Annotated in this window: 24 protein-coding genes; 5 read left to right on the plus strand and 19 right to left on the minus strand. The window is 61.8% G+C overall.

Translation table 11 applies throughout. The features are described 5' to 3' along the window. Window positions 1-42: 42 nt before the first annotated feature. Together D5400_RS12940 and D5400_RS12945 are read right to left on the minus strand one after the other, a co-directional pair. The gene (locus D5400_RS12940) at window positions 43-1,992 is read right to left on the minus strand and encodes a DUF2207 domain-containing protein (RefSeq protein WP_245451292.1); all 1,950 of its coding nucleotides are present in this window, start codon (window positions 1,990-1,992) and stop codon (window positions 43-45) included. A 24-nt stretch (window positions 1,993-2,016) separates the two neighbouring features. Then, window positions 2,017-2,577 carry a LemA family protein gene (locus tag D5400_RS12945; RefSeq protein ID WP_126013242.1) on the minus strand — a complete coding sequence of 187 codons (561 nt, stop codon included), beginning with the start codon at window positions 2,575-2,577 and terminating at the stop codon, window positions 2,017-2,019. Window positions 2,578-2,729: 152 nt separating this feature from the next. Here D5400_RS12945 and D5400_RS12950 point away from each other — a divergent pair, with 152 nt between their 5' ends. Then, window positions 2,730-2,966: an Lrp/AsnC ligand binding domain-containing protein gene (locus D5400_RS12950; RefSeq protein WP_126010389.1), complete on the plus strand. Its 237-nt coding sequence runs from the start codon at window positions 2,730-2,732 to the stop codon at window positions 2,964-2,966. A gap of 30 nt (window positions 2,967-2,996) precedes the next feature. Here the strand turns inward: D5400_RS12950 and D5400_RS12955 are convergent, their stop codons facing one another. After that, a complete protein-coding gene (locus D5400_RS12955; RefSeq protein ID WP_126010390.1) occupies window positions 2,997-5,405 on the minus strand; it encodes a mechanosensitive ion channel domain-containing protein in 2,409 nt (802 codons plus the stop codon). Window positions 5,406-5,537: 132 nt separating this feature from the next. Beyond that, window positions 5,538-6,464 (minus strand): LysR family transcriptional regulator, encoded by a 927-nt coding sequence (locus D5400_RS12960; RefSeq protein WP_126010391.1) that lies wholly within the window; start codon window positions 6,462-6,464, stop codon window positions 5,538-5,540. A gap of 119 nt (window positions 6,465-6,583) precedes the next feature. Here D5400_RS12960 and D5400_RS12965 point away from each other — a divergent pair, with 119 nt between their 5' ends. Further along, window positions 6,584-8,083, plus strand: a complete 1,500-nt coding sequence (locus tag D5400_RS12965; RefSeq protein WP_126010392.1) for a CoA-acylating methylmalonate-semialdehyde dehydrogenase — start codon at window positions 6,584-6,586, stop codon at window positions 8,081-8,083. A 48-nt stretch (window positions 8,084-8,131) separates the two neighbouring features. Here D5400_RS12965 and purU read toward each other — a convergent pair whose 3' ends face one another. Further along, a complete protein-coding gene (gene purU / locus D5400_RS12970; protein ID WP_126010393.1) occupies window positions 8,132-8,983 on the minus strand; it encodes a formyltetrahydrofolate deformylase in 852 nt (283 codons plus the stop codon). Window positions 8,984-9,240: 257 nt separating this feature from the next. On the opposite strand from purU, the gene D5400_RS21185 reads away from it, so the two are divergent. Further along, on the plus strand, window positions 9,241-9,414 hold the full coding sequence (locus D5400_RS21185) for a hypothetical protein (protein ID WP_164527888.1): 174 nt from the start codon (window positions 9,241-9,243) through the stop codon (window positions 9,412-9,414). Between the two features lie 39 nt (window positions 9,415-9,453). Here the strand turns inward: D5400_RS21185 and mmsB are convergent, their stop codons facing one another. From mmsB to cysG, 8 genes are all read right to left on the minus strand, one after another. Continuing rightward, the gene (gene mmsB / locus D5400_RS12975; protein WP_126010394.1) at window positions 9,454-10,323 is read right to left on the minus strand and encodes a 3-hydroxyisobutyrate dehydrogenase; all 870 of its coding nucleotides are present in this window, start codon (window positions 10,321-10,323) and stop codon (window positions 9,454-9,456) included. A 26-nt stretch (window positions 10,324-10,349) separates the two neighbouring features. Next, complete coding sequence (locus D5400_RS12980) at window positions 10,350-11,393, minus strand: enoyl-CoA hydratase/isomerase family protein (RefSeq protein ID WP_126010395.1); 1,044 nt, start codon at window positions 11,391-11,393, stop codon at window positions 10,350-10,352. Further along, window positions 11,390-12,538, minus strand: coding sequence for an acyl-CoA dehydrogenase family protein (locus D5400_RS12985; protein ID WP_126010396.1), 1,149 nt, complete (start codon window positions 12,536-12,538; stop codon window positions 11,390-11,392). Before D5400_RS12985 ends, D5400_RS12980 begins: the two co-directional genes overlap by 4 nt. 93 nt (window positions 12,539-12,631) lie before the next feature. Next, entirely contained in the window at window positions 12,632-12,964 is a 333-nt protein-coding gene (locus tag D5400_RS12990; protein WP_126010397.1) for a 2Fe-2S iron-sulfur cluster-binding protein, read from the minus strand. Window positions 12,965-12,993: 29 nt separating this feature from the next. Beyond that, the gene (locus D5400_RS12995) at window positions 12,994-13,530 is read right to left on the minus strand and encodes a DUF934 domain-containing protein (RefSeq protein WP_126010398.1); all 537 of its coding nucleotides are present in this window, start codon (window positions 13,528-13,530) and stop codon (window positions 12,994-12,996) included. Window positions 13,531-13,539: 9 nt separating this feature from the next. Next, entirely contained in the window at window positions 13,540-15,210 is a 1,671-nt protein-coding gene (locus D5400_RS13000) for a nitrite/sulfite reductase (protein ID WP_126010399.1), read from the minus strand. Between the two features lie 12 nt (window positions 15,211-15,222). Then, window positions 15,223-15,549 carry a DUF2849 domain-containing protein gene (locus D5400_RS13005; RefSeq protein ID WP_126010400.1) on the minus strand — a complete coding sequence of 109 codons (327 nt, stop codon included), beginning with the start codon at window positions 15,547-15,549 and terminating at the stop codon, window positions 15,223-15,225. Between the two features lie 22 nt (window positions 15,550-15,571). Continuing rightward, a complete protein-coding gene (cysG, locus tag D5400_RS13010; protein ID WP_425364927.1) occupies window positions 15,572-17,002 on the minus strand; it encodes a siroheme synthase CysG in 1,431 nt (476 codons plus the stop codon). A 26-nt stretch (window positions 17,003-17,028) separates the two neighbouring features. Between cysG and D5400_RS21570 the strand changes: the two genes are divergently transcribed. Then, window positions 17,029-17,709, plus strand: a complete 681-nt coding sequence (locus D5400_RS21570; protein WP_245451293.1) for a DUF4864 domain-containing protein — start codon at window positions 17,029-17,031, stop codon at window positions 17,707-17,709. Window positions 17,710-17,716: 7 nt separating this feature from the next. On the opposite strand, the gene tgt is transcribed toward D5400_RS21570, so the two are convergent. From tgt to coaD, 6 genes are read right to left on the minus strand one after another with little or no spacing between them, the layout of a single operon-like run. Next, window positions 17,717-18,847, minus strand: a complete 1,131-nt coding sequence (gene tgt / locus D5400_RS13020) for a tRNA guanosine(34) transglycosylase Tgt (RefSeq protein WP_126010403.1) — start codon at window positions 18,845-18,847, stop codon at window positions 17,717-17,719. Further along, the gene (gene queA / locus D5400_RS13025) at window positions 18,840-19,940 is read right to left on the minus strand and encodes a tRNA preQ1(34) S-adenosylmethionine ribosyltransferase-isomerase QueA (protein WP_126010404.1); all 1,101 of its coding nucleotides are present in this window, start codon (window positions 19,938-19,940) and stop codon (window positions 18,840-18,842) included. Before queA ends, tgt begins: the two co-directional genes overlap by 8 nt. Before the next feature lie 3 nt (window positions 19,941-19,943). Beyond that, window positions 19,944-20,339, minus strand: coding sequence for a hypothetical protein (locus D5400_RS13030; protein WP_126010405.1), 396 nt, complete (start codon window positions 20,337-20,339; stop codon window positions 19,944-19,946). Further along, the gene (locus D5400_RS13035) at window positions 20,336-20,845 is read right to left on the minus strand and encodes a peptidylprolyl isomerase (RefSeq protein ID WP_126010406.1); all 510 of its coding nucleotides are present in this window, start codon (window positions 20,843-20,845) and stop codon (window positions 20,336-20,338) included. The genes D5400_RS13030 and D5400_RS13035 overlap by 4 nt, the downstream gene beginning before the upstream one ends. Window positions 20,846-20,877: 32 nt before the next feature. Further along, a complete protein-coding gene (locus D5400_RS13040) occupies window positions 20,878-21,438 on the minus strand; it encodes a peptidylprolyl isomerase (protein WP_126010407.1) in 561 nt (186 codons plus the stop codon). A gap of 19 nt (window positions 21,439-21,457) precedes the next feature. Next, complete coding sequence (coaD, locus tag D5400_RS13045) at window positions 21,458-21,964, minus strand: pantetheine-phosphate adenylyltransferase (RefSeq protein WP_126010408.1); 507 nt, start codon at window positions 21,962-21,964, stop codon at window positions 21,458-21,460. Window positions 21,965-22,315: 351 nt separating this feature from the next. Between coaD and D5400_RS21725 the strand changes: the two genes are divergently transcribed. Further along, entirely contained in the window at window positions 22,316-22,450 is a 135-nt protein-coding gene (locus tag D5400_RS21725) for a hypothetical protein (RefSeq protein ID WP_280987464.1), read from the plus strand. The last annotated feature ends 134 nt before the right edge of the window (window positions 22,451-22,584 follow it).

Raw genomic sequence — 22,584 nt, forward strand, 5'->3', positions numbered from 1 at the left:
AAGCCGGTCAAGTCAACGCAGAGGTCAGCCATCCACAAGCTTCTACCAGCCGCCCCCGCCACCACCGCCGCCACCGCCGCCCGAAAAGCCGCCGCCACCGGAAAATCCCGAGGACGATGACTTGGCCGGCGGTATTGCTGCGGAAAGGCTGCGCGAAATGTCATGCCCGACATCGCCGATGGAATCGGCGAATGAGCCGGGGGAGAAATCCCGCCCGGAGAACCAGTAAGGCACTGCCTGGCTCGCGGCGGCTGCACCGGCAGCCGTTGCCAGCCAGCGCTCGAACGCCTGACTCCAGGGCTTCTCCACGCCGAGCGCCACCGCATAGGGCAAGAGCGTCTCAAAATGGCGCGGCGACATGGTGGGCGCACCCTGCATGTTCATGCGCTCGGCTTCGGCCAGGGTAAGATATTGCTTCAGACCCGCGATGCCATCCTGCATGCGCGCGCCGATGGCGGTGGGAGCGCCCATCAGGAAAAAGAACACGCCATTCAGGAGAAAGATCGCGACAATTGCCCCAACGAGAAAACCGTTGAACTCGGTGAAGAAGAGCGCCCCGACAAGCCCGCTTCCGATCGTCAGCGCCGTCGATGCTATGAAGCCGAGGACGATGATGGACAGGATGCGCTGTGCGAGACTGCGCGACGAACGGAAAGCCTTGCCCATGCGCACCATGACGCTGGCAAGGATGATGCCGGGAATGGACGCCATGACGAGCGCAACAATGGCTTCCTGATTCATCCCACCGAACAGGAGGATGGTGAGCAGGCCGAGCACGGTCAGCGCGATGCCGCCCGCGGCATGGGGCCAGTTGTGGCGATAAAACTTGCCGCGGTGTTCGCTTTCGATGGCGCTGACAAACTTGCGCGAAAGGCTTTGAACGGCGGGTCCATTGGCGCGGTTCATGGGGAGAAAACTTCCCGGCTCGCCCAGGCCGACCAGAACCGCTCTTTCCCCGACCGGGAGCCTGCCATCGTCGCGCTGCTCGGTGCGCGTGACGATGAGATCTCCGTCGAGATCACGCAGCGTGACGAAGCCCTTGACGGCGAGGTTGAGGATGGCAGCGGCAATGGCGGTGAAGCCGCCACCCGACAGGCCGCGATTGGCAATGTAGTTGACCATCGCCGGCGACGCGTTCTCGGGCGGATCCCAGCGCGGCACCACGACGCCGGCTGGCGGATCGCGGCCAACGCGGTTCCATGCCCACAGATAGTAGGCGCCGATCAGAATGAGAAAGATGACTGCGAGGATGCTACCCGCATTGTCACGCCAGAACCAGGCGCGCTCCTGAGCGCTCCTTGGTGCTGCTATGGCTCCCTTGGAGATCTTGACCGCAATTGTCAGTCCCTCTTGCGGCTGCAGAACCTCTGTGGTGGCGAAGACCGCCCGGTTGTCAGCCAGCTGTTGCGACGTTGCCGCGCTGCCCGTCTCACCATAGCGGCCGGTAAAGACCGCAAGGTCTTCAATTGTGGCGCCGCTCGGCAAACTGACCTCGGCGGATGCCGACAGGATCGGAAACAGCCAGCCATTGCCAGTGACGTTCCAATAGACCTCGTCATGCGTGTCGAAATAGCGGATCTGGCGGTCGGTCTCGTACCGGATTTCATAGGTGTGGATGCCGGGAGGCACCATGCTATCGGCGTCGCCGATATAAACGCGGGCGATGCCGCTGCTTTCTTCCACCCGGAATGGCTCGTCGGCGCCGTCGCGCGTGACGCTTGAAACATCGAAGCCGACGTCCCGGAGACGGCCGGAAGCATCTTCCATACGCAGGGGAAAATCCCGGTAGATGCCCCGGCGGATCAGATCGCCTTCCGCGCGGACCCGAATGGTTTCGACGACGGACAGAACGCCATCCGCCGCCACGTCGATTTCAGCAACGAAGGCGATGATCTCCTCGCGCGCACTGGCGGCAAGCGGCATCAAGGCCAGCGTGAACGCTACGCAGAAAGCGGCAACCAGCCGATGCAGATGGAAGGGCTTCGCGATCATGCTGTCGACGGCTCGCTGGCTATTTCAGGAAAAGGCGACTTTCGGAACGATCCGATCGGCCGGATCGTCGATCTCGAAATATTCGGCCTTTTCAAAGCCGAACATGTTCGCCACGATGTTGGACGGCACGCTTTCGACCTTGATGTTCAAGTCCCGCGCAGCACCATTGTAATAGCGCCGGGACATCTGGATCTCGCCTTCGAGTGTTTCGAGCGAGGTCTGCAACTGGCTGAAATTCGTGCTGGCCTTCAGGTCCGGATAGGATTCGGCAACGGCGATCAGGCGACCGAGTGCCTGGCTCAGCAATCCTTCGGCAGCCGCCCTGCCCTTGACGTCGTCGGCGGGCACCGCCTGGGCGCGCGCACGCATTTCAGTGACTTCGCGCAGCGTGTTGGCTTCGTGATCGGTGTAGCCACGGACCGTTTCGACCAGGTTCGGAATGAGATCGGCCCGGCGCTTAAGCTGCACGTCGATGCCGCTCCATGCCTCCTGAACGAGTTGTCTTGCCCGCACCAACCCGTTATAGACGGCGATGCCGTAGAGGATCAGCGCGACGACAATCACGCCGATGACGATGCCAGTCATGCCCATTTCAGCCTTTCCCGTTTCGAATGCCGGACCCTAGCCGCTTCGTGCGGACTTGTCATGATGGACCGAGCTGTTGGCAAACGGCGCTTCAAATGCCGTCGCAAACCGGCTAGGCCTCATCGCGTGGACTGATCGAGCGGAGACCTGTCATGCGCTGTTTTTTCGTTGAATTCCAATGCCAGCTCGGCAAGGCCTATCAGGTGGCGGCGGAAATCGCCGCGCGCGAAATCGCGTCCGAGATCTATTCCGTCAGCGGCCAGTACGATCTTCTCGTCAAATTCTATGTCGAGGACGCAGTCGACATCGGCCACTTCGTGGCTGAGAACCTGCACACGATCGAGGGGGTGCAGCGCACCCACACGGTGCTGACCTTCAAGGCTTTCTAGCCGCAACGCCGATTGCCTGCATTCGCACCGTCAAGTTTCCTCGTCATCATCAGGGACGTCGTCGCGGATAACCCGACGGCGTCGACGTTTCGCGGGCGCGGAGGTGGTTGACGCAGGCAATGCCGCCTCGCTCCCCGGATCGACGATGCGCTCTTCTGCCGGCTGCGCCGCCGCGGCGAGCACTTCCTGCCCTGTCGAGGCTGCTGCATCGACCTGAATGTGCGCCGCCGGCGCCTTGCCGTGTTTGTCGACGCCGAAGAAGAGTGTCTGATGGGGGAACGGGATTTCGATGTCGTGTTCGTCGAAGACGCGCTTGACGGCTGCATTGTAGGCGCGGCCGACACCCCACTGCGTGCCGGGCTTCGTCTTGATGCGGGCACGCACCGTAACGGCGCTGTCGCCCAGCAGCGTCACGCCGAACCATTCCAGATCACCGATGATGTTGGCGGCGATGGCAGGATCTTGCTTGATGAGCGCAAACGCCTCTTCCATCGCCCGGTGTGCATCCTCGACATCCTCGCGGTAGGCGATGCCGATATTGGCAACATGATAGCCGTAGTCACGAACGAAGTTGGTGACCATGTCGACCGAGGAGAACGGGATGATATGGTACCCGGCCTCCAGGTCGCGCAGGCTGACAGAGCGGATCGTCAAGCGTTCCACGGTGCCCGTAGTGCCGCCGACCGTGATGACGTCGCCGACGTTGATGGCGTTCTCAAGCTGGATGAAGACGCCGGTGATGATGTCCTGCACCAGCTTTTGCGCGCCGAAACCGATGGCGAGGCCCAGAACACCGGCCGACGCGATCAACGGCGCGATATTGATGCCGATCTCCGAGAGCGCGAACATCACGCCGATCACAAGAATTGCGATTGTCGCTGCGTTGCGCAGCAGGCTGAGCAGCGTCTGCTCGCGTGACGTCGCCGGCCGACCGAAGTCGGGGTTGAGGCGATAATCGACCCAGGAGTTCAACGCGAGCCAAGCAGCAAACGCGAAGATCAGGATGAAGAACACGGAAATGATCGCGGCCGTGGTGCGCACGCCCACCTGGCTTTGCATCCATCCCTGCAGATCGAAGAAATTGATCGTGTCGAGGACGAACAGCAGGACCGCAAGGAAAATCAGGCCGCGGATCACCGTCAGCAGCTTCGGAACAAAGGCGTTGAGGCGGCGCTCGAGGAGCGGCAGGCGCTGATTGAGGCGCTCCGGCAGACTGATGCCGCGCGCGATCGCCCGTGCAATCCAGTTGGAGACCATGAAGCCGATGATGACGGCAATCAGGATCTGACCGCTGGCGGCAAGAATGCTCAGCAACACCCCGGCTGGACTTGCCAGCACGATGACGAACAGGAACGCTAGATAGAGCAGCACCGGCCAGTGCCAGCGATGCGCCAGGAAACGCACGTGTCGGCTACGCGGCTGATCCTCTGGCGTATCAAGCAGCCAGCGGGACACGCGCAGACGGTTCGACAGGGTCATGCCGATGGCGATGAGCACCGCGATCAGCGCCACCAGCGCGGAAATCGCCTGGCCGGCCGCCAGGGAGACACTCTGGTTGAAGATCGGCAAGAGCAACAGCTGTCCGTAGCCGAGGATCGAGATGATCCATGTGAATCCGCGGTTCATACGCTTTGCGGCATCGTCGGAAACCGGCAGCAGCCGCAATTGCGGTGCGGATGGGGACAGCACGATGCGCAGGATCACTTTCGCGAGTTCGACGATCAGGAACGCGTTGAGATAGAGCGTCTGACGAAGACCGATCGTGCCCATTTCCCCGAAGAAGGTGAGCGCGATGATGTAGCCTGCCGCCCAGGCGACGATGACGACAAACGCATCCAGCAAGGCCGACACGACGATGAACACGATCCGCTGCAACAACGTCGCAGAGGTCGATTTCATCCCCATGGATCGATAGTAGCCCTTAGCGAAGCTGCGCAGCGCGACGAAGAGCGCGTAGGTTGCGATGATCACCAGAGCGAGGTCGCGCAGCGCCTGCCACAAAACGTCGATCTGATCGGGATCGAGCGCGGAGAACATGCGCGGTGCCGCGGACAATTGATTGGCAAAGGCCGCGGCAGAGCCGGCAGCGCTTTCTGCAAAGAACCGCGTTGTCTCCGCGATTCGCCGCCCGAGCGACGTTTCCGATGTGCCGAACAGGGCTTCGTCGATCGTTTCGACCGGACCGGGTTCGATTTCTCCGGCGACCGCTTCCAGTTCTTCCAGAAGTCGATTTCGGCTCTCGTCGTTGCGCAGCGCTTCGATCAGAAGCAGGAGTTCGGGAGACGCACCCTGCGTCGTTTCCTCAGTCGCGGGCTCGGCATCCTGCGCGGCAACGGGCAACAGACCCGCCGCGCCGAATGTCACGACGAGAAGAAGAACAGAAAGGCAGGTTTTCAGAAATCGGAAGGATTGGAAGACAGTGGTTCTAGGCTCAAACATCGAGACGTCGCTCTTATTCTTGTTGTCCGGCGCTCACCACGGATCACCCCACGCGCAATCCTTGGTTCGACGGTTCATCTGCGCTGCCCGAAGCGCTCCACGGGTCAGGTTCTACCAGACGAGGCCATGACATCAACCCGTCGCGGACAGCACATCGCCGTTCGCCATGTCCGGATCAGGCAGGAAGCCATCTCTGGCGGCTGCCACCTCCTCCATGACGAAATCGCTGACGGCCTTGACGCGCGCCACGCCGCGCGCGTTCTCATGGTAGACGATCCAGTAGGCTCGCTTGAAGATGTGCCCGCGCAAGACGTGAACAAAATCGGGATCATGCCTGGCGGTGAAATCATGCAGGATGCCGATGCCGGCGCCCGAGCGCACCGCTTCCGCCTGACCGACGGCGCTCGATATCTCGAAAGTCGCCCGCACGTCGCGCGGCAGCTCTTCGGCAAAGTTCAGCACACGCGAAAAGACCAGGTCCTCAACATATCCGATCAGCCGATGCTGTCTCAGCTCCTCGATCGCTTGGGGTATGCCGTGCTCGGCGACGTATCCGCGGGAGGCGTAGAAGCCGAGGGAATAATCGACGAGCTTGCGCGCGACGACCCTGCCCTGGTCGGGTCGCTCGACGGTGATCGCGATATCGGCTTCACGGCGGGACAAGGAGAACACGCGGGGCACTGGCACGAGTTGCAGATGCAGTCCCGGATAGCGCGTCAACAGCCGACCGAGGCGCGGCGCCAGGAATGAAATGCCGAAGCCATCCGGCGCTCCGATGCGGACGGTTCCAGACAAGGCTGCATCCTGGCCCAAGAAGCCCGCCTGGGCGGTGAGCATGGCGGCCTCCATGCGTTCCGCGGCTTCGACGAAGGCTTCGCCCTCGCCCGTGAGTTCACAGCCATTGGTTCGGCGCAGGACCAACCGTGCTCCCAGCGCCTTCTCAAGCGCCGTCAACCGGCGGCTGACGGTGGCGTGATTGATTCCGAGCGTGCGGGCGGCCGACAAGATCTGGCCGCGGCGCGCGACCGCCAGGAATATACGCACGTCGTCCCAGTTCACGGGAAGCCTCCTTCGAATATTGCACAACCGATCCGGTTTCAGCGCTGTTGTTATGCCGAATTTATAGTGCACTAATGCGCGCAGAATTCACCAGTGCAATGGCGATAGTGGAGGAACACATGCGGGAAATCGGTCATTTCATCGGCGGCGAGCACGTCGGCGCATCCGCCGGCCGCAGCGGTCAGGTCTTCAACCCGGCAACGGGCGAAGTCGATGCGACTGTGGCGCTCGCCTCAAAAGAGGATCTCGCAAGCGCGGTCGAGAACGCCAAGAAGGCGCAGCCGGCCTGGGCTGCGACAAACCCACAACGGCGCGCCCGCGTTCTGATGAAGTTCGTCGACCTGCTCCACCGCGACATGGACAAGCTTGCTGAAATGCTGTCGCGCGAGCATGGCAAGACGATCCCGGATGCCAAGGGCGATATCATCCGCGGGCTGGAAGTGGCTGAATTCTGCATCGGCGCGCCGCATCTTCTGAAGGGCGAGTACACCGAAGGCGCCGGTCCGGGCATTGATCTCTATTCGATGCGCCAGCCGCTCGGCGTTGTGGCCGGCATCACACCGTTCAATTTTCCCGCAATGATTCCGATGTGGAAGTTCTGCCCGGCCATCGCAGCAGGCAACGCTTTCATTCTCAAGCCCTCCGAGCGCGATCCGTCTGTTCCGATGATGCTTGCCGAACTCATGCTGGAAGCCGGTCTCCCCGCCGGCATCCTCAACGTCGTCAATGGCGACAAGGAAGCTGTCGACGCGATTCTCGATCATCCGGACATCATGGCGATCGGCTTCGTCGGCTCCACGCCAATCGCCGAATACATCTATGGCCGCGGCTGCTCCAACGGCAAACGCGTCCAGTGCTTCGGCGGCGCCAAGAACCACATGATCATCATGCCCGATGCCGATCTCGACCAGGCGGCAAACGCCCTTATCGGGGCGGGATACGGTGCGGCGGGCGAGCGCTGCATGGCCGTCTCGGTGGCCGTTCCCGTCGGCCAGGAAACGGCGGATCGTCTGATCGAGAAGCTCACGCCGATGGTCGAAGCGCTGAAGATCGGTCCCTACACCGGTGGCGACGATGTCGATTTCGGGCCGCTCGTGACCAAGGAAGCGCGCGAACGCGTGCTCGGCCTCGTCAATTCGGGCGTGGACGCGGGTGCAAAGCTCGTCGTCGATGGCCGCGACTTCAAGCTTCAAGGCTATGAGAACGGCAATTTCATCGGCGGCTGCCTGTTCGACCATGTCACGACGGACATGGACATTTATCGCCAGGAAATCTTCGGTCCCGTGCTCTCGGTCGTCCGCGCCAAGAACTACGAGGACGCGATCCGTCTGCCCATGGAGCATGAATATGGCAACGGCGTTGCGATCTTCACCCGCGACGGCGATGCGGCGCGCGATTTCGTCAGCCGCATCAATGTGGGCATGGTGGGTGTCAACGTTCCGATCCCCGTGCCGCTCGCCTACCACACCTTCGGTGGCTGGAAACGTTCGGGCTTCGGCGATCTCAACCAGCACGGACCGGACGCGTTCCGCTTCTATACGCGCACCAAGACGGTGACGCAGCGCTGGCCCTCAGGCATCAAGGATGGCGCTGAATTCGTCATCCCGACGATGGGCTGACAGACCTCAAGAAGAACGCCGGGCAGCTCGTCCGGCGTTCTTCTCACTTCAACCGAAGACGACCGTCTTGTGCCCGTTCAGCATGACACGGTTTTCCAGATGCATCTTGACCGCGCGGGCGAGCACGCGGCTTTCGATATCCCGCCCTGTCGCCACGAAATCATCGGCGCTCATCGCATGGGTGACGCGCTCGGTTTCCTGCTCGATGATCGGGCCCTCATCCAGATCCGGTGTCACATAATGCGCCGTCGCGCCGATCAGCTTCACGCCGCGCTCATGCGCCTGGTGATAGGGCTTGGCACCCTTGAAGGACGGCAGGAAAGAGTGGTGAATGTTGATGACCTTGCCGAACAGCCGCTTTGAGAGATTGTCCGACAGCACCTGCATGTAGCGGGCAAGCACGACGAGGTCGGCGCCCGATTCCTTCACCAGCGCAATCAGCTTCTCTTCCTGCTCGGTCTTGTTCTCTTTGTTCACCGGCCAGTGGTGATAGGGGATATTTTCGAGCTCCGCGGTGCGACGTGAGGTTTCGTGGTTCGACACGACGGCTACCACTTCCGCATCCAGCCAACCGACGCGGATCTGGTAGAGCAGATGCAAAAGCGCATGGTCGAATTTCGAGACCATCACGATCATCTTCGGTCGGCGCGCCTGGTCGCTGATCGTGGTTTTCATATCGAAGCGATCGACAGCCGGCTTCAGAGCGCGCTCGATCTCGTCCTTCGTCATGGCATCCGGCGCATGGAAGGCAATGCGCATGAAGAACCTGCCGGTCACACGATCCCAAAACTGAGCGCTTTCCGCGATGTTCGAGCCGCTCGCCGCGAGTTCCGTCGTCACGGCCGCCACGATGCCGGGGCGATCGGTGCAGGAAAGGGTCAGGACGTAAGGATGAGTCATCGCAATCTCGTTTGTTGTCGGGCTCTTTGCCAAGAAAAAGTGCTTGTTCATGGCCTTTAGCCGAGCACAAGCCCGCTGCACTGCTTCACATGGACACGCCATGTCTGATTCACGACATCGCGCGCCTTCTCCTCCGGTTGTCTAGCTCAAGAATCCACAGGTTCAACTGACCTGTGGATGATGAGAATCTCGACACAGTTCGGACTCGATTGATTCCTACCCCCGTGACCACTCGAAATGGATGAGGATGATCAGGAATGCGCAGCAAGCCGATTGGCCACAAACCACGCGTTACGGATGACAAGACCCTGCAGGCCATTGTCCAGCGCCTGAGACAGGACGGGTGCGAACCCGACGAAATTCACCGGCTCGTCGTGCGTGAGGCCGTCGTCGACCTGGACGCCCTGAATGCGGTGCTGCGCGCGGCCTGATTGCCGCAAAGCCAATACATCCAACTTCAATCTCGCCGATCAACGGCGGGATTGGCCCGCCAACGCTTCGATCATCGCTGAAAAATCCCGGCCCTTGCCGCCTTCGGCAACGAAGGCCTCATACAGCTCCGTTGCCCGTTCGCCCATGGGCGTTGCCGCATCGACGCCCTCTGCCGCCGCCTGGGACAATTTCAGATCCTTCAGCATGAGTTCTGCCGCGAAGCCGGGTCGGTACTCATTATCGGCAGGACTTTGCGGGCCTATGCCCGGTGCCGGGCAATAGGTGTTCATCGACCAGCAGGAGCCGGACGAGGTGGACACCACGTCAAACACGCTTTGGCGCGACAGGCCAAGCTTGTCTGCCAACACAAAGGCTTCGCATACGCCGATCATCGAGATGCCGAGGATCATGTTGTTGCAGATCTTCGCGGCCTGGCCGGCCCCGGCTGCACCACAATGCACCGCCTTCTTGCCCATGATCTCGAAGAGCGGCTGTGCCACGGCAAACGCTTCGTCCGTTCCGCCTGCCATGAAAGTGAGCGTGCCCGCCGCGGCACCGCCCACACCGCCTGAGACGGGCGCGTCGACGCTGAGGAGCCCGGCAGCCTCGGCGGCGGCGTGAGCTGCCCGCGCGCTCTCCACATCCACCGTCGAGCAGTCGATGAGACACGCCCCCTTGCGGGCAGCCGGAACGATTTCACCGTAGACGGACTGAAGGATGCTGCCGCTCGGCAGCATCGTGATCACCACGTCCTGGTCACGCGCAGCCTCCGCAGCGCTTGCAGCTGATCGCACGCCATCGATCTGAACGCCGGCCACGTCGAAGCCGGTGACTTCGTGGCCAGCCTTGACCAGATTGGTGGCCATCGGCGCACCCATGTTACCAAGTCCTATAAAACCGACGCGCATGATCGACCCTCCCTCATCTTCTGCAGTCAAATTACCAGTTCTTCGTTGCCGAGCGGCGCCAACATCGCGGCAGCGTCGCCGGCCGCTTCCTCAAGGCTCGCATGGCGCCATTGCGGATTGCGATCCTTGTCGATCAGTTGGGCGCGCACGCCTTCGAGAAAGTCTCCCTGATCCATGCAGCGCCACACGAACCGGTATTCCTGGCGCAGAGCATCACCGACGTCCGCAAAGCCGGCTGCTGCTGCAATGATCAGGGTCGTGCACTGGACCGAAAGCGGGCTCGCTCTTCTGATCGCTTTCGCAGCGTCCTGCTGCCAGTTGCCGTCCGCCGATGCTGCGTCCAGGCGCTGCAGATGCACGACTGGATCGGTGCCCTCGAATGCTTCGTCGACCTCATGCGCAATGGAGCGCAGATTGCCGGCATACGGGTCGGCGCGATAATCGCTGATCGCGGATGCGTCCCCGCTCTCACAGAATGCAGCCACCATGTCGCTCAAACGCTCGTGCGGGACCAGATGATCGGCAAAGCCCGTGTAGATCGCGCCATCGGCCTTCAGTCGCATGCCGGTGAGCCCGAGATAGAGGCCCATCCGTCCAGGCGCATGGCCGAGAATGAACGAGCCGCCAACATCCGGCACGAGCCCGATGCCGCATTCGGGCATGGCGAGCATCGTGCGTTCGGTCACGATCCGATGCGAGCCATGGGCGCCGATACCGACGCCACCGCCGAGCGTGATGCCGTCCATCAACGCGACATATGGCTTTGAATAGTGGGCGATCAGCGCATTGAGGCGGTATTCGTCGCTCCAGAAGCGTCGCCCATGCTCGAAGTCCCCTGCCATGCCGGATCGATACAGATCCTGGATGTCGCCACCGGCGCAGAAGGCCTTCTCACCGGCAGCATCGACGATGACCAGCGCCACATCCGGGTCGTCCCGCCAGATCAGCAGCGCATGTTCGATGGCGAGCGCCATGGCATGGGTCAGCGCATTGAGAGCATGCGGGCGATTGAGCGTGATGCGCCCTGCCCGCCCCTGCTTGCGGATGATGACTTCAGGCGCTTCGCTCAATGTCCGCGTTCCTTCAAAAGCGCACGAGCGGTGATGAGGCGCATGATTTCGTTGGTGCCCTCCAGGATCTGGTGGACCCGGAGATCGCGGACGATCTTCTCGATTCCATAGTCGGCTAAATAGCCATAGCCGCCGTGCAGCTGCAGCGCCTGGTTGGCGACCTCGAATGCCGTGTCCGTCACGAATCGCTTGGCCATGGCGCAGAATTTGGTTGCGTCCGGCGCACCCTGATCCAGTTTCCAGGCAGCCTGGCGCAAAAAGATTCGCGCGGCCTGCAACTCAGTTTCCATATCCGCCAGGCGGAACTGCAACCCCTGGAATTGATCCAGCGTCTGGCCGAAAGCCTTGCGTTCGCCGGTATAGGACAGCGCCTTGTCGAGCGCCGTCTGGGCCGCTCCCAAGGCACAGGCTGCGATGTTCAGCCGCCCGCCGTCCAGACCGGCCATCGCATATTTGAAGCCCTCGCCTTCTTTGCCCAGAAGATGATTAGCCGGCACATCACAATCGTCGAATCGCACTTCGCTCGTCGGCTGCGCACGCCATCCCATCTTCTTTTCCAGAGCGCCGAAGGAAAGCCCAGGCGTTCCATCCTCCACAATAACAGCGGAGATGCCCGAAGGTCCCGTTTGGCCGGTGCGTGCCATGACGATGTAGAGATCGGAATAGGAGCCGCCCGAGATGAAAGACTTGGTGCCGTTCAGGCGCAATGTGTCGCCCATGCGCTCGGCGCGCGTGGCGAGTGCGGCGGCATCGGAGCCGGAATTCGGTTCGGTCAGGCAGTATGACGCGATCACGTCCATGCGGGCGAGCGGCGCCAGCCAACGATCCTGCGTCGCCTCGTCGCCGAATCGATCGATCATCCAGGCGCACATGTTGTGGATGGACAAAAAGGCGGCGACGGACGGACAGGCCATCGACAGCGCCTCGAAGATCAACGCTGCGTCGAGCCGCGTAAGGCCGGAGCCACCGTTTTCTTCACGGACATAAATGCCAGCAAGCCCAAGGGCGGCAGCATCCTTCAGCACATCCTTGGGGATGGTGCCCGCCTCTTCCCAGGCGGAGGCATGGGGCGCGATCCGCTCGGAGCCGAAATCGCGCGCCATTTCGAATATCGCGAGCTGTTCCTCGCTTAGCGCAAAATCCATCGCCTGACCCTCCCGATCGTTGCCGGAAGGTTGCACTATCGCGATGGAATGACAATTGCCAGCAATGGCTAGGCGCGACCGCCGCGCACTGAATCAGGCCGCCGCCCTTTCCTTCTCGGTGCCGGGGGCGAGCGTAACCTCGAGCCCGTCGAGGTCTTCGCTCATGATGATTTGACAGGACAGGCGCGAGTTGTTTTCAACCATGAAGGCGGCGTCGAGCATGTCGACTTCCTCGTCTTCCTGCGGGTGGAGACGATCGAGCCATTCATCGGCGACATAGACGTGGCAGGTCGCGCAAGCGCAGGCGCCGCCGCATTCGGCGTTGATGTTCAAGCCCCAGTCGCGGATGATTTCCATCACCCGGAAGCCTTCGAGAGCCTCGAGACGGTGCTGGACGCCGTCCTGATCGGTGACATTGATGTGCATCGGATCGCCTTTACGGAACGGAACGGGAATCAGGCGGAGCGACGCCGCCAGCTATAGCCTTGTCCGGCCTGCGCATCCTTCGCAGTCGGTTGATAGTGGAGAGATATACCGCCGGGACGGCCTTCCTCAAGACGCTTCAGCGTCGTTGCGCTCTTGACCGAGAAGCTGTCGAAGCCAACCCGACGCATGAGCGGTATCTGATCGATGAGCACGTCACCCACGGCGCGGATTTCGCCGCCATAGCCCAACTGCTCGCGCAGCATCGCAGCATGCGAGAAGCCGCGGCCATCGGAGAACTTTGGAAAATCGATCGCGACCAGAGCGATCTGGCCGAGCATGTCGGCGATCGTCTCCGGCTCGTCATCGGGCGAAATCAACACGCCAATGCGGCGCGTGTTGCGCCCGGGTTCCAAGCCAACGCCGTGTCGCTGCTCGTCGGACAGCGCAACGAATGCTTCCAGAGGAACGATCACGTCGCCCTCCGGCAATTCGTCCTGAAACTCGACGATCTGCCAGGGATCGTTGGCGACGAAGCCCTGCTCCGTCCAGACTTTTACTTCAGTCATCAACTGTCCTCACGCCGCCTTGGCCGGCTCGCCATAGAGCGCTGTCTTGAAGGGCTGAGCGCCGACGCGGCGGTAAGCCTGGATGAAGGTCTCCTCCGGCGAGGTGCGCAGGCCGAGATAGGTGTCGACAACCGTCTCGATCGCATCGGTGATCTTTTCTGGCTCAAAGCCGCGACCGACGATCTCACCGATCGACGTCTCGTTGTCTGCCGAGCCGCCAAGCGTGATCTGGTAGAGCTCAGCGCCCTTTTTCTCGACGCCGAGAATACCGATGTGGCCCACATGGTGGTGGCCGCAGGCGTTGATGCAGCCCGAAATCTTGATCTTCAGCTCGCCGATCTCCAGCTGCCGCTCGGCACTGCCGAATCGGTTGGAGATTTCCTGGGCGACAGGGATCGAGCGGGCGTTCGCCAGCGCGCAATAGTCGAGGCCCGGGCACGCAATGATGTCGGTGATCAGGTTGTTGTTGGCGGTCGCAAGCTCCGCACCGGCCAGCTGGTCGTAGACGGCCTTCAGATCGGCGAGCGCAACGTGAGGCAGAACGAGGTTCTGCTCGTGCGTCACGCGGATCTCATCCTGGCTGTAGGCTTCGGCGATATCGGCGATCAGGTCCATCTGCACGTCGGACGCATCGCCAGGAATGCCACCGATCGGCTTCAGCGAAATGGTCACGACGCCGTAATCCGGGTTCTTGTGCGCCGTCACGTTCTGCTGCACCCAGGCGGCAAATTGTGCGTCACGCTTCTTCTCGGCTGCCAGCAGAGCCCACCCTTCGGAACGCTCCGGCAGATCGGGTATGGCAAAATAGCTTGTGATCGCCGCGATATCGGCATCCGGCAAGGCAAGCTCGCCAGCGCGCAACTTCTCCCACTCCGCTTCGATCTGCGCCGTCAGTTCCTCGGTCCCGGTCTCGTGGACGAGGATCTTGATGCGCGCCTTGTACTTGTTGTCGCGGCGACCGAAGAGGTTGTAAACGCGCAGGATCGCCGTCGTGTAGGACAGCAATTCGCTCTCCGGCAGGAATTCGCGGATCAGCTTCGCAACCATGGGCGTACGGCCCTGACCGCCGCCGATATAGACCGCAAAACCGAGCTCGCCTGCATCGTTCTTCTTCAGGTGCAGGCCGATATCGTGTGTCTGGATCGCAGCGCGATCGCGCTCGGCGCCCGTGACCGCGATCTTGAACTTGCGCGGCAGGAACGAAAATTCCGGATGGACCGACGACCACTGCCGTAGAATCTCTGCGTAGGGCCGCGGATCGGCGACCTCGTCGGCGGCGACGCCGGCGAAGTGATCGGCCGTGACATTGCGGATGCAGTTGCCCGAGGTCTGGATGGCGTGCATCTCAACTTCGGCCAGCTCTTCCAGAATCTTGGGCGTGTCGACCAATTTCGGCCAGTTGTACTGGATGTTCTGGCGCGTGGTGAAATGGCCGTAACCACGGTCGTACACGCGCGCGATATGGGCGAGCCTGCGCATCTGCGTCGACGAGAGGGTTCCGTAAGGAACCGCCACGCGCAGCATGTAGGCATGCAGTTGCAGATAGACGCCGTTCATCAGCCGCAGCGGCTTGAATTGATCCTCGGTGATCTCGCCGGAGACGCGACGGTCGACCTGGTCGCGATACTGCTCGACCCGCTCGCGCACGAAGGCGTGGTCGAATTCATCGTAACGATACATGCGAAGCGTCCTTCAGGCTGCGATTGCAGCGGCATCATCTGCAAGCGTTTCGGCCTGCTTGCCAAGATCGAGGCGTACGGTCGGGCCTGTCGCGCGAATGCGCTCACGCAAGCGAAGCGGATAAAGGTGTCCGTCACGCTCCTCGACATCAACCAGCGTCACATCGACGACCTGGATGTCGAATGCCGCCACTTTCTCGGCATCCTGAAGGCCCGTCAGCGCTGCCTCGTGGCGCGCGACGAAAGCCTCGTCGATCGTTTCCTGCCAGGAACCATCGGCACCGAGCCAGACGGCGATGCCGTCGCTGAGCCGATTGGCGGTGAGAACCTTGAGAGCCATGCGTGAACTCCTTTTCTTATCTTTAAGCCGCTTCGCTGGCCGCCATGAGCGGCTCCAGCAGCGTTGAATTTGCAAAATTGGCGCCGGCAACAGCGTCGCCGATGATGACCATGACAGGACCGGTCAGATCGCTGCGATCCTGGATCGCCGGGAGATCGGCCAGGACGCCGTGGAAGAGCCGCCGATCCGAGCGGCTGGCATTCTCGATCACGGCGACCGTCGTATCGGGCGACATGCCGGCTGCGACCAGGCGGCGCGCCACGTCGGCGGCCACGGTCCGGCCCATATAGACGGCAATCGTCGCACCCGAGCATGCCAGGCTCGCCCAGTCGGGCAGCGTCTCACCCTGAAGATCATGGCCGGTCGTGAAAACCATTGAGGATGCGACGCCACGCAGCGTCAGCGGAAGTTCAAAGTCTGCCGCTGCAGCGAATGCGGATGTGATGCCCGGAACGATTTCATAACCGATCCCGGCATCACGCAATGCGGCCATTTCCTCAGCAGCGCGCCCGTAGACCAGCGGATCGCCGGATTTCAGCCGAACCACGCGCTTGCCGGTGGAAGCGAGTTCGACCAGAAGCGCATTGATCTCGTTCTGCGACTTGGAATGGCAGCCCTTGCGCTTGCCCACGGAAAACCTGTCGGCATCGCGACGGCCCATGTCGACGATCGCCTGAGGCACAAGCGCGTCGTAAACAATGGCGTCGGCTTCCATCATCACCCGCTGCGCGCGCAGGGTCAGAAGATCGACCGCGCCCGGACCTGCGCCAACCAGCCAGACATGGCCTTCGACATCCTCGCGCTGGCGCAGCATGCGTGTCGCCTCGCGTCGGGCTTGGGAAAGATCACCACGAGAGACGTGGTCGGCGACGCCGCCTTCGAAGAAACGGCGCCAGAAAATGCGGCGGGCGACACCACGAGGCATCAGCCGGTCGACCGCGATACGGTAGCTCGCTGCAAGACGTGCCAGAGACCCCAAAGACGGTGACAGCATCTGATCGATGCGCGAGCGGATCATCTGGCCGAGAACCGGTCCGGCCCCTTCGGTGCCGATCGCCACAGCCACCGGCGCGCGATTGACCAAAGCCGGCGTATAGAAATCACATTCGTCCGGCTGGTCCACGGCGTTTGCCGGGATGCGCAACGCGCGCGCTTCCGCGACGATCCGCCGATCCTCGGCAGCATCCCCTGTCGCAGCAAAGACGAGAACCGCGCTCTCGATCGCGTCGCGCGAAAAGCCGGCGGGGATGTGGGAGATTCCGTTTTCGCGGATGAAACGCGCGAAATCATCTGCCGGAGCGTCTGCGTATACGCGGATGTCGGCGCGCGTGTTCAGAAGCAGGCGCGTCTTGGCGAAAGCTTCGGCGCCGTTACCGAAGATCGCAACAACGCGGTCCTCGACCTTGAAAAAGGCCGGAAAGACGCTGAGCTGTTGTTCGCGGTCGGCCACGATGCACTCCTGTTGATCTAGTGTGCATTGTGCCGGAGAGCCGCGCTGCAAAGAAGAAACAGGAATGCGTTCGCAAAAGTCTTGCCGGATGCGCTTTTCATCTCCGTCGGGAAAAGCGAACGATTTCTTCCCGAACCGCACACGCCGCAAAACCACCGGGAAATCAAAGAGGTTTCGGAGAGCCGCTGCACGTTGGCCATACGGTGCGCTCGAATATGTCTGCCGGGCACTTCCCCCGCGCTGAGACTCGCCTATCCTTCCATCATCAGCCCATGCTGGAGGTCACCATGCGCATCAAGACTGCATTTATTGGCCTGCTGCTTGCCGCCTTGCCTTTCGCTCCTCTTCCGGCTTTGGCGGACGATGTCGAGGAGGCTCAAGCGGTCATCGAAAGCCAGATTACGGCATTCCTCAACGACGACGCCGATGCCGCCTATTTCCACGCTGCGCCCGAGATCCAGACGATGTTTGTCGACAAGGATCGCTTCTTCCAGATGGTCCAGAGCAGCTATGCGCCGGTTTATCGACCCAACAATTTCGCCTTTGGCCGCTCACGTCCGCTCGCAGGCGATCGCATCGCGCAGGAGGTGCTGATTGCCGGGCCCGACGGGGATGACTGGACGGCGCTTTACATCCTCAAGAAGCAGGAGGATGGCGTCTTCAAAATCAACGGCGTGCAGATGGTGAAGTCCGCCGCGCCGCAGACCTGACGCTTGATCAGCGGGGCGCGATATCTCCGCGCGCCCATTCGTCCTGCGTCTCGGCCATGAAGTCCGCGAAACGGCCCTCGGCGATCGCCTGGCGAATTCCGCGCATCAGGTCCTGGTAATAAGCAAGGTTGTTCCAGGTGAGCAGCATGCCGCCCAGTGCTTCGTTGGCGCGCACGAGATGGTGCAGATAGGCCCGCGAGTAGTCTCGGCTCGCCGGGCATGCCGACTCCTCGTCCAGCGGCCGCGTGTCTTCCGCATGGCGGGCGTTGCGCAGATTGATCCGGCCCCTTCTAGTGAACGCCAAGCCATGACGGCCGGCGCGCGTCGGCATCACGCAGTCGAACATGTCGATGCCGCGGGCAACCGACTTTATGATGTCGTCGGGCGTGCCGACGCCCATGAGATAACGCGGCTTCTCGCTGGGCAACACGGGGCACGTCGTTTCCAGCATGGCCAGCATCACGTCTTGCGGTTCACCCACAGCTAGACCGCCGACGGCATAACCCTTGAGGTCGAGCGCCTTCAGCGCCTCCGCCGATTTGACGCGCAGATCGGGCTGGTCGCCGCCCTGCACGATGCCGAACATCGCCTTGCCGGGTTGGTCGCCGAATGCCGTCTTGCAGCGCTCCGCCCAACGCACGGACATGTCCATGGCGCGCTCGACCTCGGAACGCTTGGCAGGAAGAGCCACACATTCGTCGAGCTGCATCTGGATATCCGATCCGAGCAGACCCTGGATCTCGATCGATCGCTCCGGGCTCATGTGGTGGCGGCTGCCATCCACATGCGATTGGAACGTGACACCCTGTTCATCCAGCTTGCGCAGGCCGGAGAGCGACATCACCTGGAACCCGCCCGAATCCGTCAGGATCGGGTGCGGCCATCGGATCAGGTCGTGCAGGCCGCCGAGCCGCGCGACGCGCTCGGCCCCCGGCCGCAGCATCAAATGGTAGGTGTTGCCAAGAATAATGTCTGCGCCGAGATCGCGCACCTGGTCGAGATACATCGCCTTGACGGTGCCGGCGGTGCCGACAGGCATGAAGGCCGGCGTGCGGACGGTGCCGCGCGGCATCGATATCGCGCCGGTGCGCGCCGCCCCGTCGGTCGCGGCGATATCGAAGCGGAAGACGTCACTCATGGTCGGCTTTCTTGAGCAGCGAGGAATCGCCGTAGGAATAGAAGCGGTATTCGTTGGCGATTGCGTGCGCGTAGGCCGCCCGCATCGTTTCCAGCCCGGCAAAGGCGGAAACCAGCATGAAGAGCGTCGAACGCGGCAGGTGGAAATTCGTCATCAGCATGTCGACGGCGCGGAAGCGATAGCCGGGCGTGATGAAGATGTCGGTCGCACCCGACCATGGCTCGATCTTCCCGTCTTCGCTGGCCGCGCTTTCCAGAAGCCGCAGCGAGGTCGTGCCCACCGAGACGATTCGCCCGCCGCGGGCGCGCACCGCGTTCAGCGCATCGGCGGTCGCCGCAGACACATGGCCGATCTCGGCATGCATGCGATGATCTTCCGTCGTGTCGGCCTTTACGGGAAGGAAGGTCCCTGCCCCGACATGTAGGGTCACAAAGTGGCGTTCGACCCCCCGCTCTTCCAGAGCGCTCAGTAATTCGTCGGTAAAGTGCAGACCAGCGGTCGGCGCGGCGACGGCTCCGTCTTCGCGGGCATAGATCGTCTGATAATCGGCGCGATCCTGCGCGTCTTCCGGTCGCTTGGAGGCGATATAGGGCGGCAACGGCACGTGTCCGACGGACATGATCGCTTCATCAAGCGCCGGACCGTCGAGATCGAAAGCGAGCAGGACTTCGCCGCCCTCGCCCTTCTCAATCACCGTCGCATCGAGGCGGCCGACCAGGCAGGTATCGGTGGAGCCACCGAATTCGATGCGGTCGCCGTGCTTCACGCGCTTTCCGGGCTTCACGAATGCCCACCAGCGGTCTGAAGCCGCGCGCATGTGCAGGGTCGCCGAAACGCCGACGGTGACATCAGCGCCATCCGGACCCGGACGGCGGCGCAGACCCTCGAATTGCGCGGGGATGACCTTGGTGTCGTTGAAGACGAGCGCATCGCCCGGCTCGAGCAACGCTGGAAGATCGCTGACGATATGGTCGCTCAGCGGTGTCTGAGCATTCGGATCGACGCCCAGAAGCCTGGCGCTGTCGCGCGGTACGGCCGGGCGAAGGGCGATCCGCTCATCGGGCAGATCGAAATCGAAGAGATCGACGCGCATGGATCAAGGTCCGACGCAGGTCACAGCGTAGGCACCCGTACCGACAAGCTGGAACGTCCCGGCTGTCACGAAATCGCGTGCCTCTCCAGTCTCTTCGAGGCGCAATCGCGCCGTCACGGCCTCGATATTCGAGTCGGTGAAATCCACCATCAGCCGCCCGTCAGCGCGGAAGGCCTGACCGACGGCAAAGGCGTCCGCCCCTTCATCGCCGATCGAAATCATCCGGTCGTCGACGGCAATGGAGCCGCCGACCACCTTGAGGACCGGCAAGGTGCCGATCGAAAGCTCCAGCGCCACGCGGTCGTCCTGATCGACGCAGGTGATCGTGCCGGTCGCGTGGGCGGCCGGCGCCATCGCCGAGAATGCGAGGACCAGAAGAGCGAAGCGCGGAAGCATCATGCGTCTGCGGCAACCCGCAGCGAAACGATCTGGTCGGGGTCGCGAACGGGTTCGCCCTTCTTGATCAGGTCGATGACATCCATACCTTCCAGCACCTGACCCCAGACGGAATACTGCTTGTTGAGCCAAGGAGCGTCGGCCAGGCAGATGAAGAACTGCGAGTTGGCCGAATTCGGGCTCTGCGAGCGGGCCATCGAGCAGGTGCCGCGCACATGGCTGACGTTGGAGAATTCCGCCTTCAGGTCCGGCTTGTCGGAACCACCCATGCCGGCACGGCCCGGGTTGAAGTCCTTGCCGCCGCTCTTTCCGAATTTCACGTCGCCGGTCTGTGCCATGAAGCCATCGATGACGCGGTGGAAGACGACGCCGTCATAGGCGGTTTCGCGCGCGAGTTCCTTGATGCGCTTGACATGCTCGGGCGCGAGGTCCGGCATGAGTTCGATGACGACCCTGCCCTTGGTCGTTTCCATCACGAGTGCGTTTTCCGGATCCTTGATCTCGGCCATGGGTCTCTCCTGTTTTTGATTTATAGCGTTGATTATTCGACGCGCACGCTGATCATGCGGTCCGGGCTGTCGACGGAGCCGTTGGCCGCCTGATCGCCCTTCTTGATCGCGTCCACATATTCCATACCTTCCGTCACGCGGCCGACGACCGTGTACTGGCCGTTCAGGAACGACCCCTCGTCGAACATGATGAAGAACTGGGAATTTGCGGAATTCGGATCCTGCGAGCGCGCCATGCCGACAACCCCACGCTCGAAAGGCACATCGGAAAATTCAGCGGGAAGGTCCGGCAGGTCGGAGCCGCCGGTGCCGGCACGAGGTGCCATGTATCCATCGGTCAGGTCACCGAACTCCACATCGCCGGTCTGGGCCATGAAGCCGTCGATCACACGGTGAAACGCAACATTGTCGTACTCGCCGGCGGCGGCGAGCTCTCGAATGCGCTGGGTATGCTGGGGCGCCACATCGTCGAGCAGGTCAACGCGCACGACGCCATCCTTCAGTTCGATGACGAGGTCGCCACCCGCCTCTTGTGCCATGGCCGAGAGGCCTCCCAACATGAGTGCGGTTGTCGCGGCCAGCACGAATTTCATCAGGCAATCTCCAATCGGGTCAATCTTGATCTTTAGCCGGGAAACGCGCCGCCAAAGCCGATCGGACCGAACCCGGAACGAAGGCACTGACATCGCCACCCATCGAAGCGATCTGGCGCACCAATGTGGCCGTAATCGGCCGGGAAGAAGCGCCGGCCGGCAGAAACACAGTCTGGATATCGGGCGCCATCTGGCGATTCATACCTGCCATCTGCATCTCGTAATCGAGGTCAGTCCCGTCGCGCAGACCGCGGATCAGGATCGATGCGCCGTTATCGCGCGCAGCATCCACAACGAGATTTCCAAAATCGACGACCGTGACACGGGACAGAGCGTCCGGCAGGACTTCCTTCAGGGAAGCGCGAATGAGATCGGCGCGTTCTTCGAAACTGAAGAGCGGCTGCTTGCCCGGGTGGATACCGATTCCGACGACCAGCTTTTCGCCGAGTGCCAAAGCCTGCAGCAGCACATCGAGATGGCCGTTGGTCATTGGGTCGAAGGACCCGGGATAGAAGGCAGTGGTCATTGCTGGTTCCCTGGCATGGGCTGCCTTGTGTCACGCCATCGGCCATCGCGCAAGCAACGGAGCCATGACCGTCAGCAGTCGATGAACGCGAAATGAATGGCCTGTTCAAGTCCGGCTCAGCGATACACTGATTAAAATCCAAGTATCGAATGAAACCTTTTTCGGACGCCTGCGTTCATTGGGCATAACGGAGACTGGAACAATGCCTCTTCTGATCCTCGCTATCGTCATGTTCATCGCTATGACAGTTGCCACTGCGGTGGCGCTCAGCAGCGAAAACCGGCAGTCCAAGTCAGTGCGTAACCCGGTTCGTCACCAATACTATTGAGCTCAAGCTTAAAAGAGCACGCCATGCTGACGACCCTGACCATCTTTGCCGCTTTTATTGCGTGCGTATTGATTACAGATGTGGCGGCCATGCTGTCGCAGATGAGACGAGAAGCAAAACAAGCAAGAGCAAGAGCGCGGACCACGCGCCGTTTTTAGACTTTGCCCTAGGGCGAAACGACTGACTGACCTCCAGTCCGAAGTTTGGGTTTCCCTGCCCCAACCAGGACACATCAAAAACCGGTCGCGTTCCCTCCGCGACCGGTTTTTTGTATTCCGATGACGGATACAGC

This window comes from Georhizobium profundi (genome assembly GCF_003952725.1).
In the GTDB taxonomy this organism is placed as follows: domain Bacteria; phylum Pseudomonadota; class Alphaproteobacteria; order Rhizobiales; family Rhizobiaceae; genus Georhizobium; species Georhizobium profundi.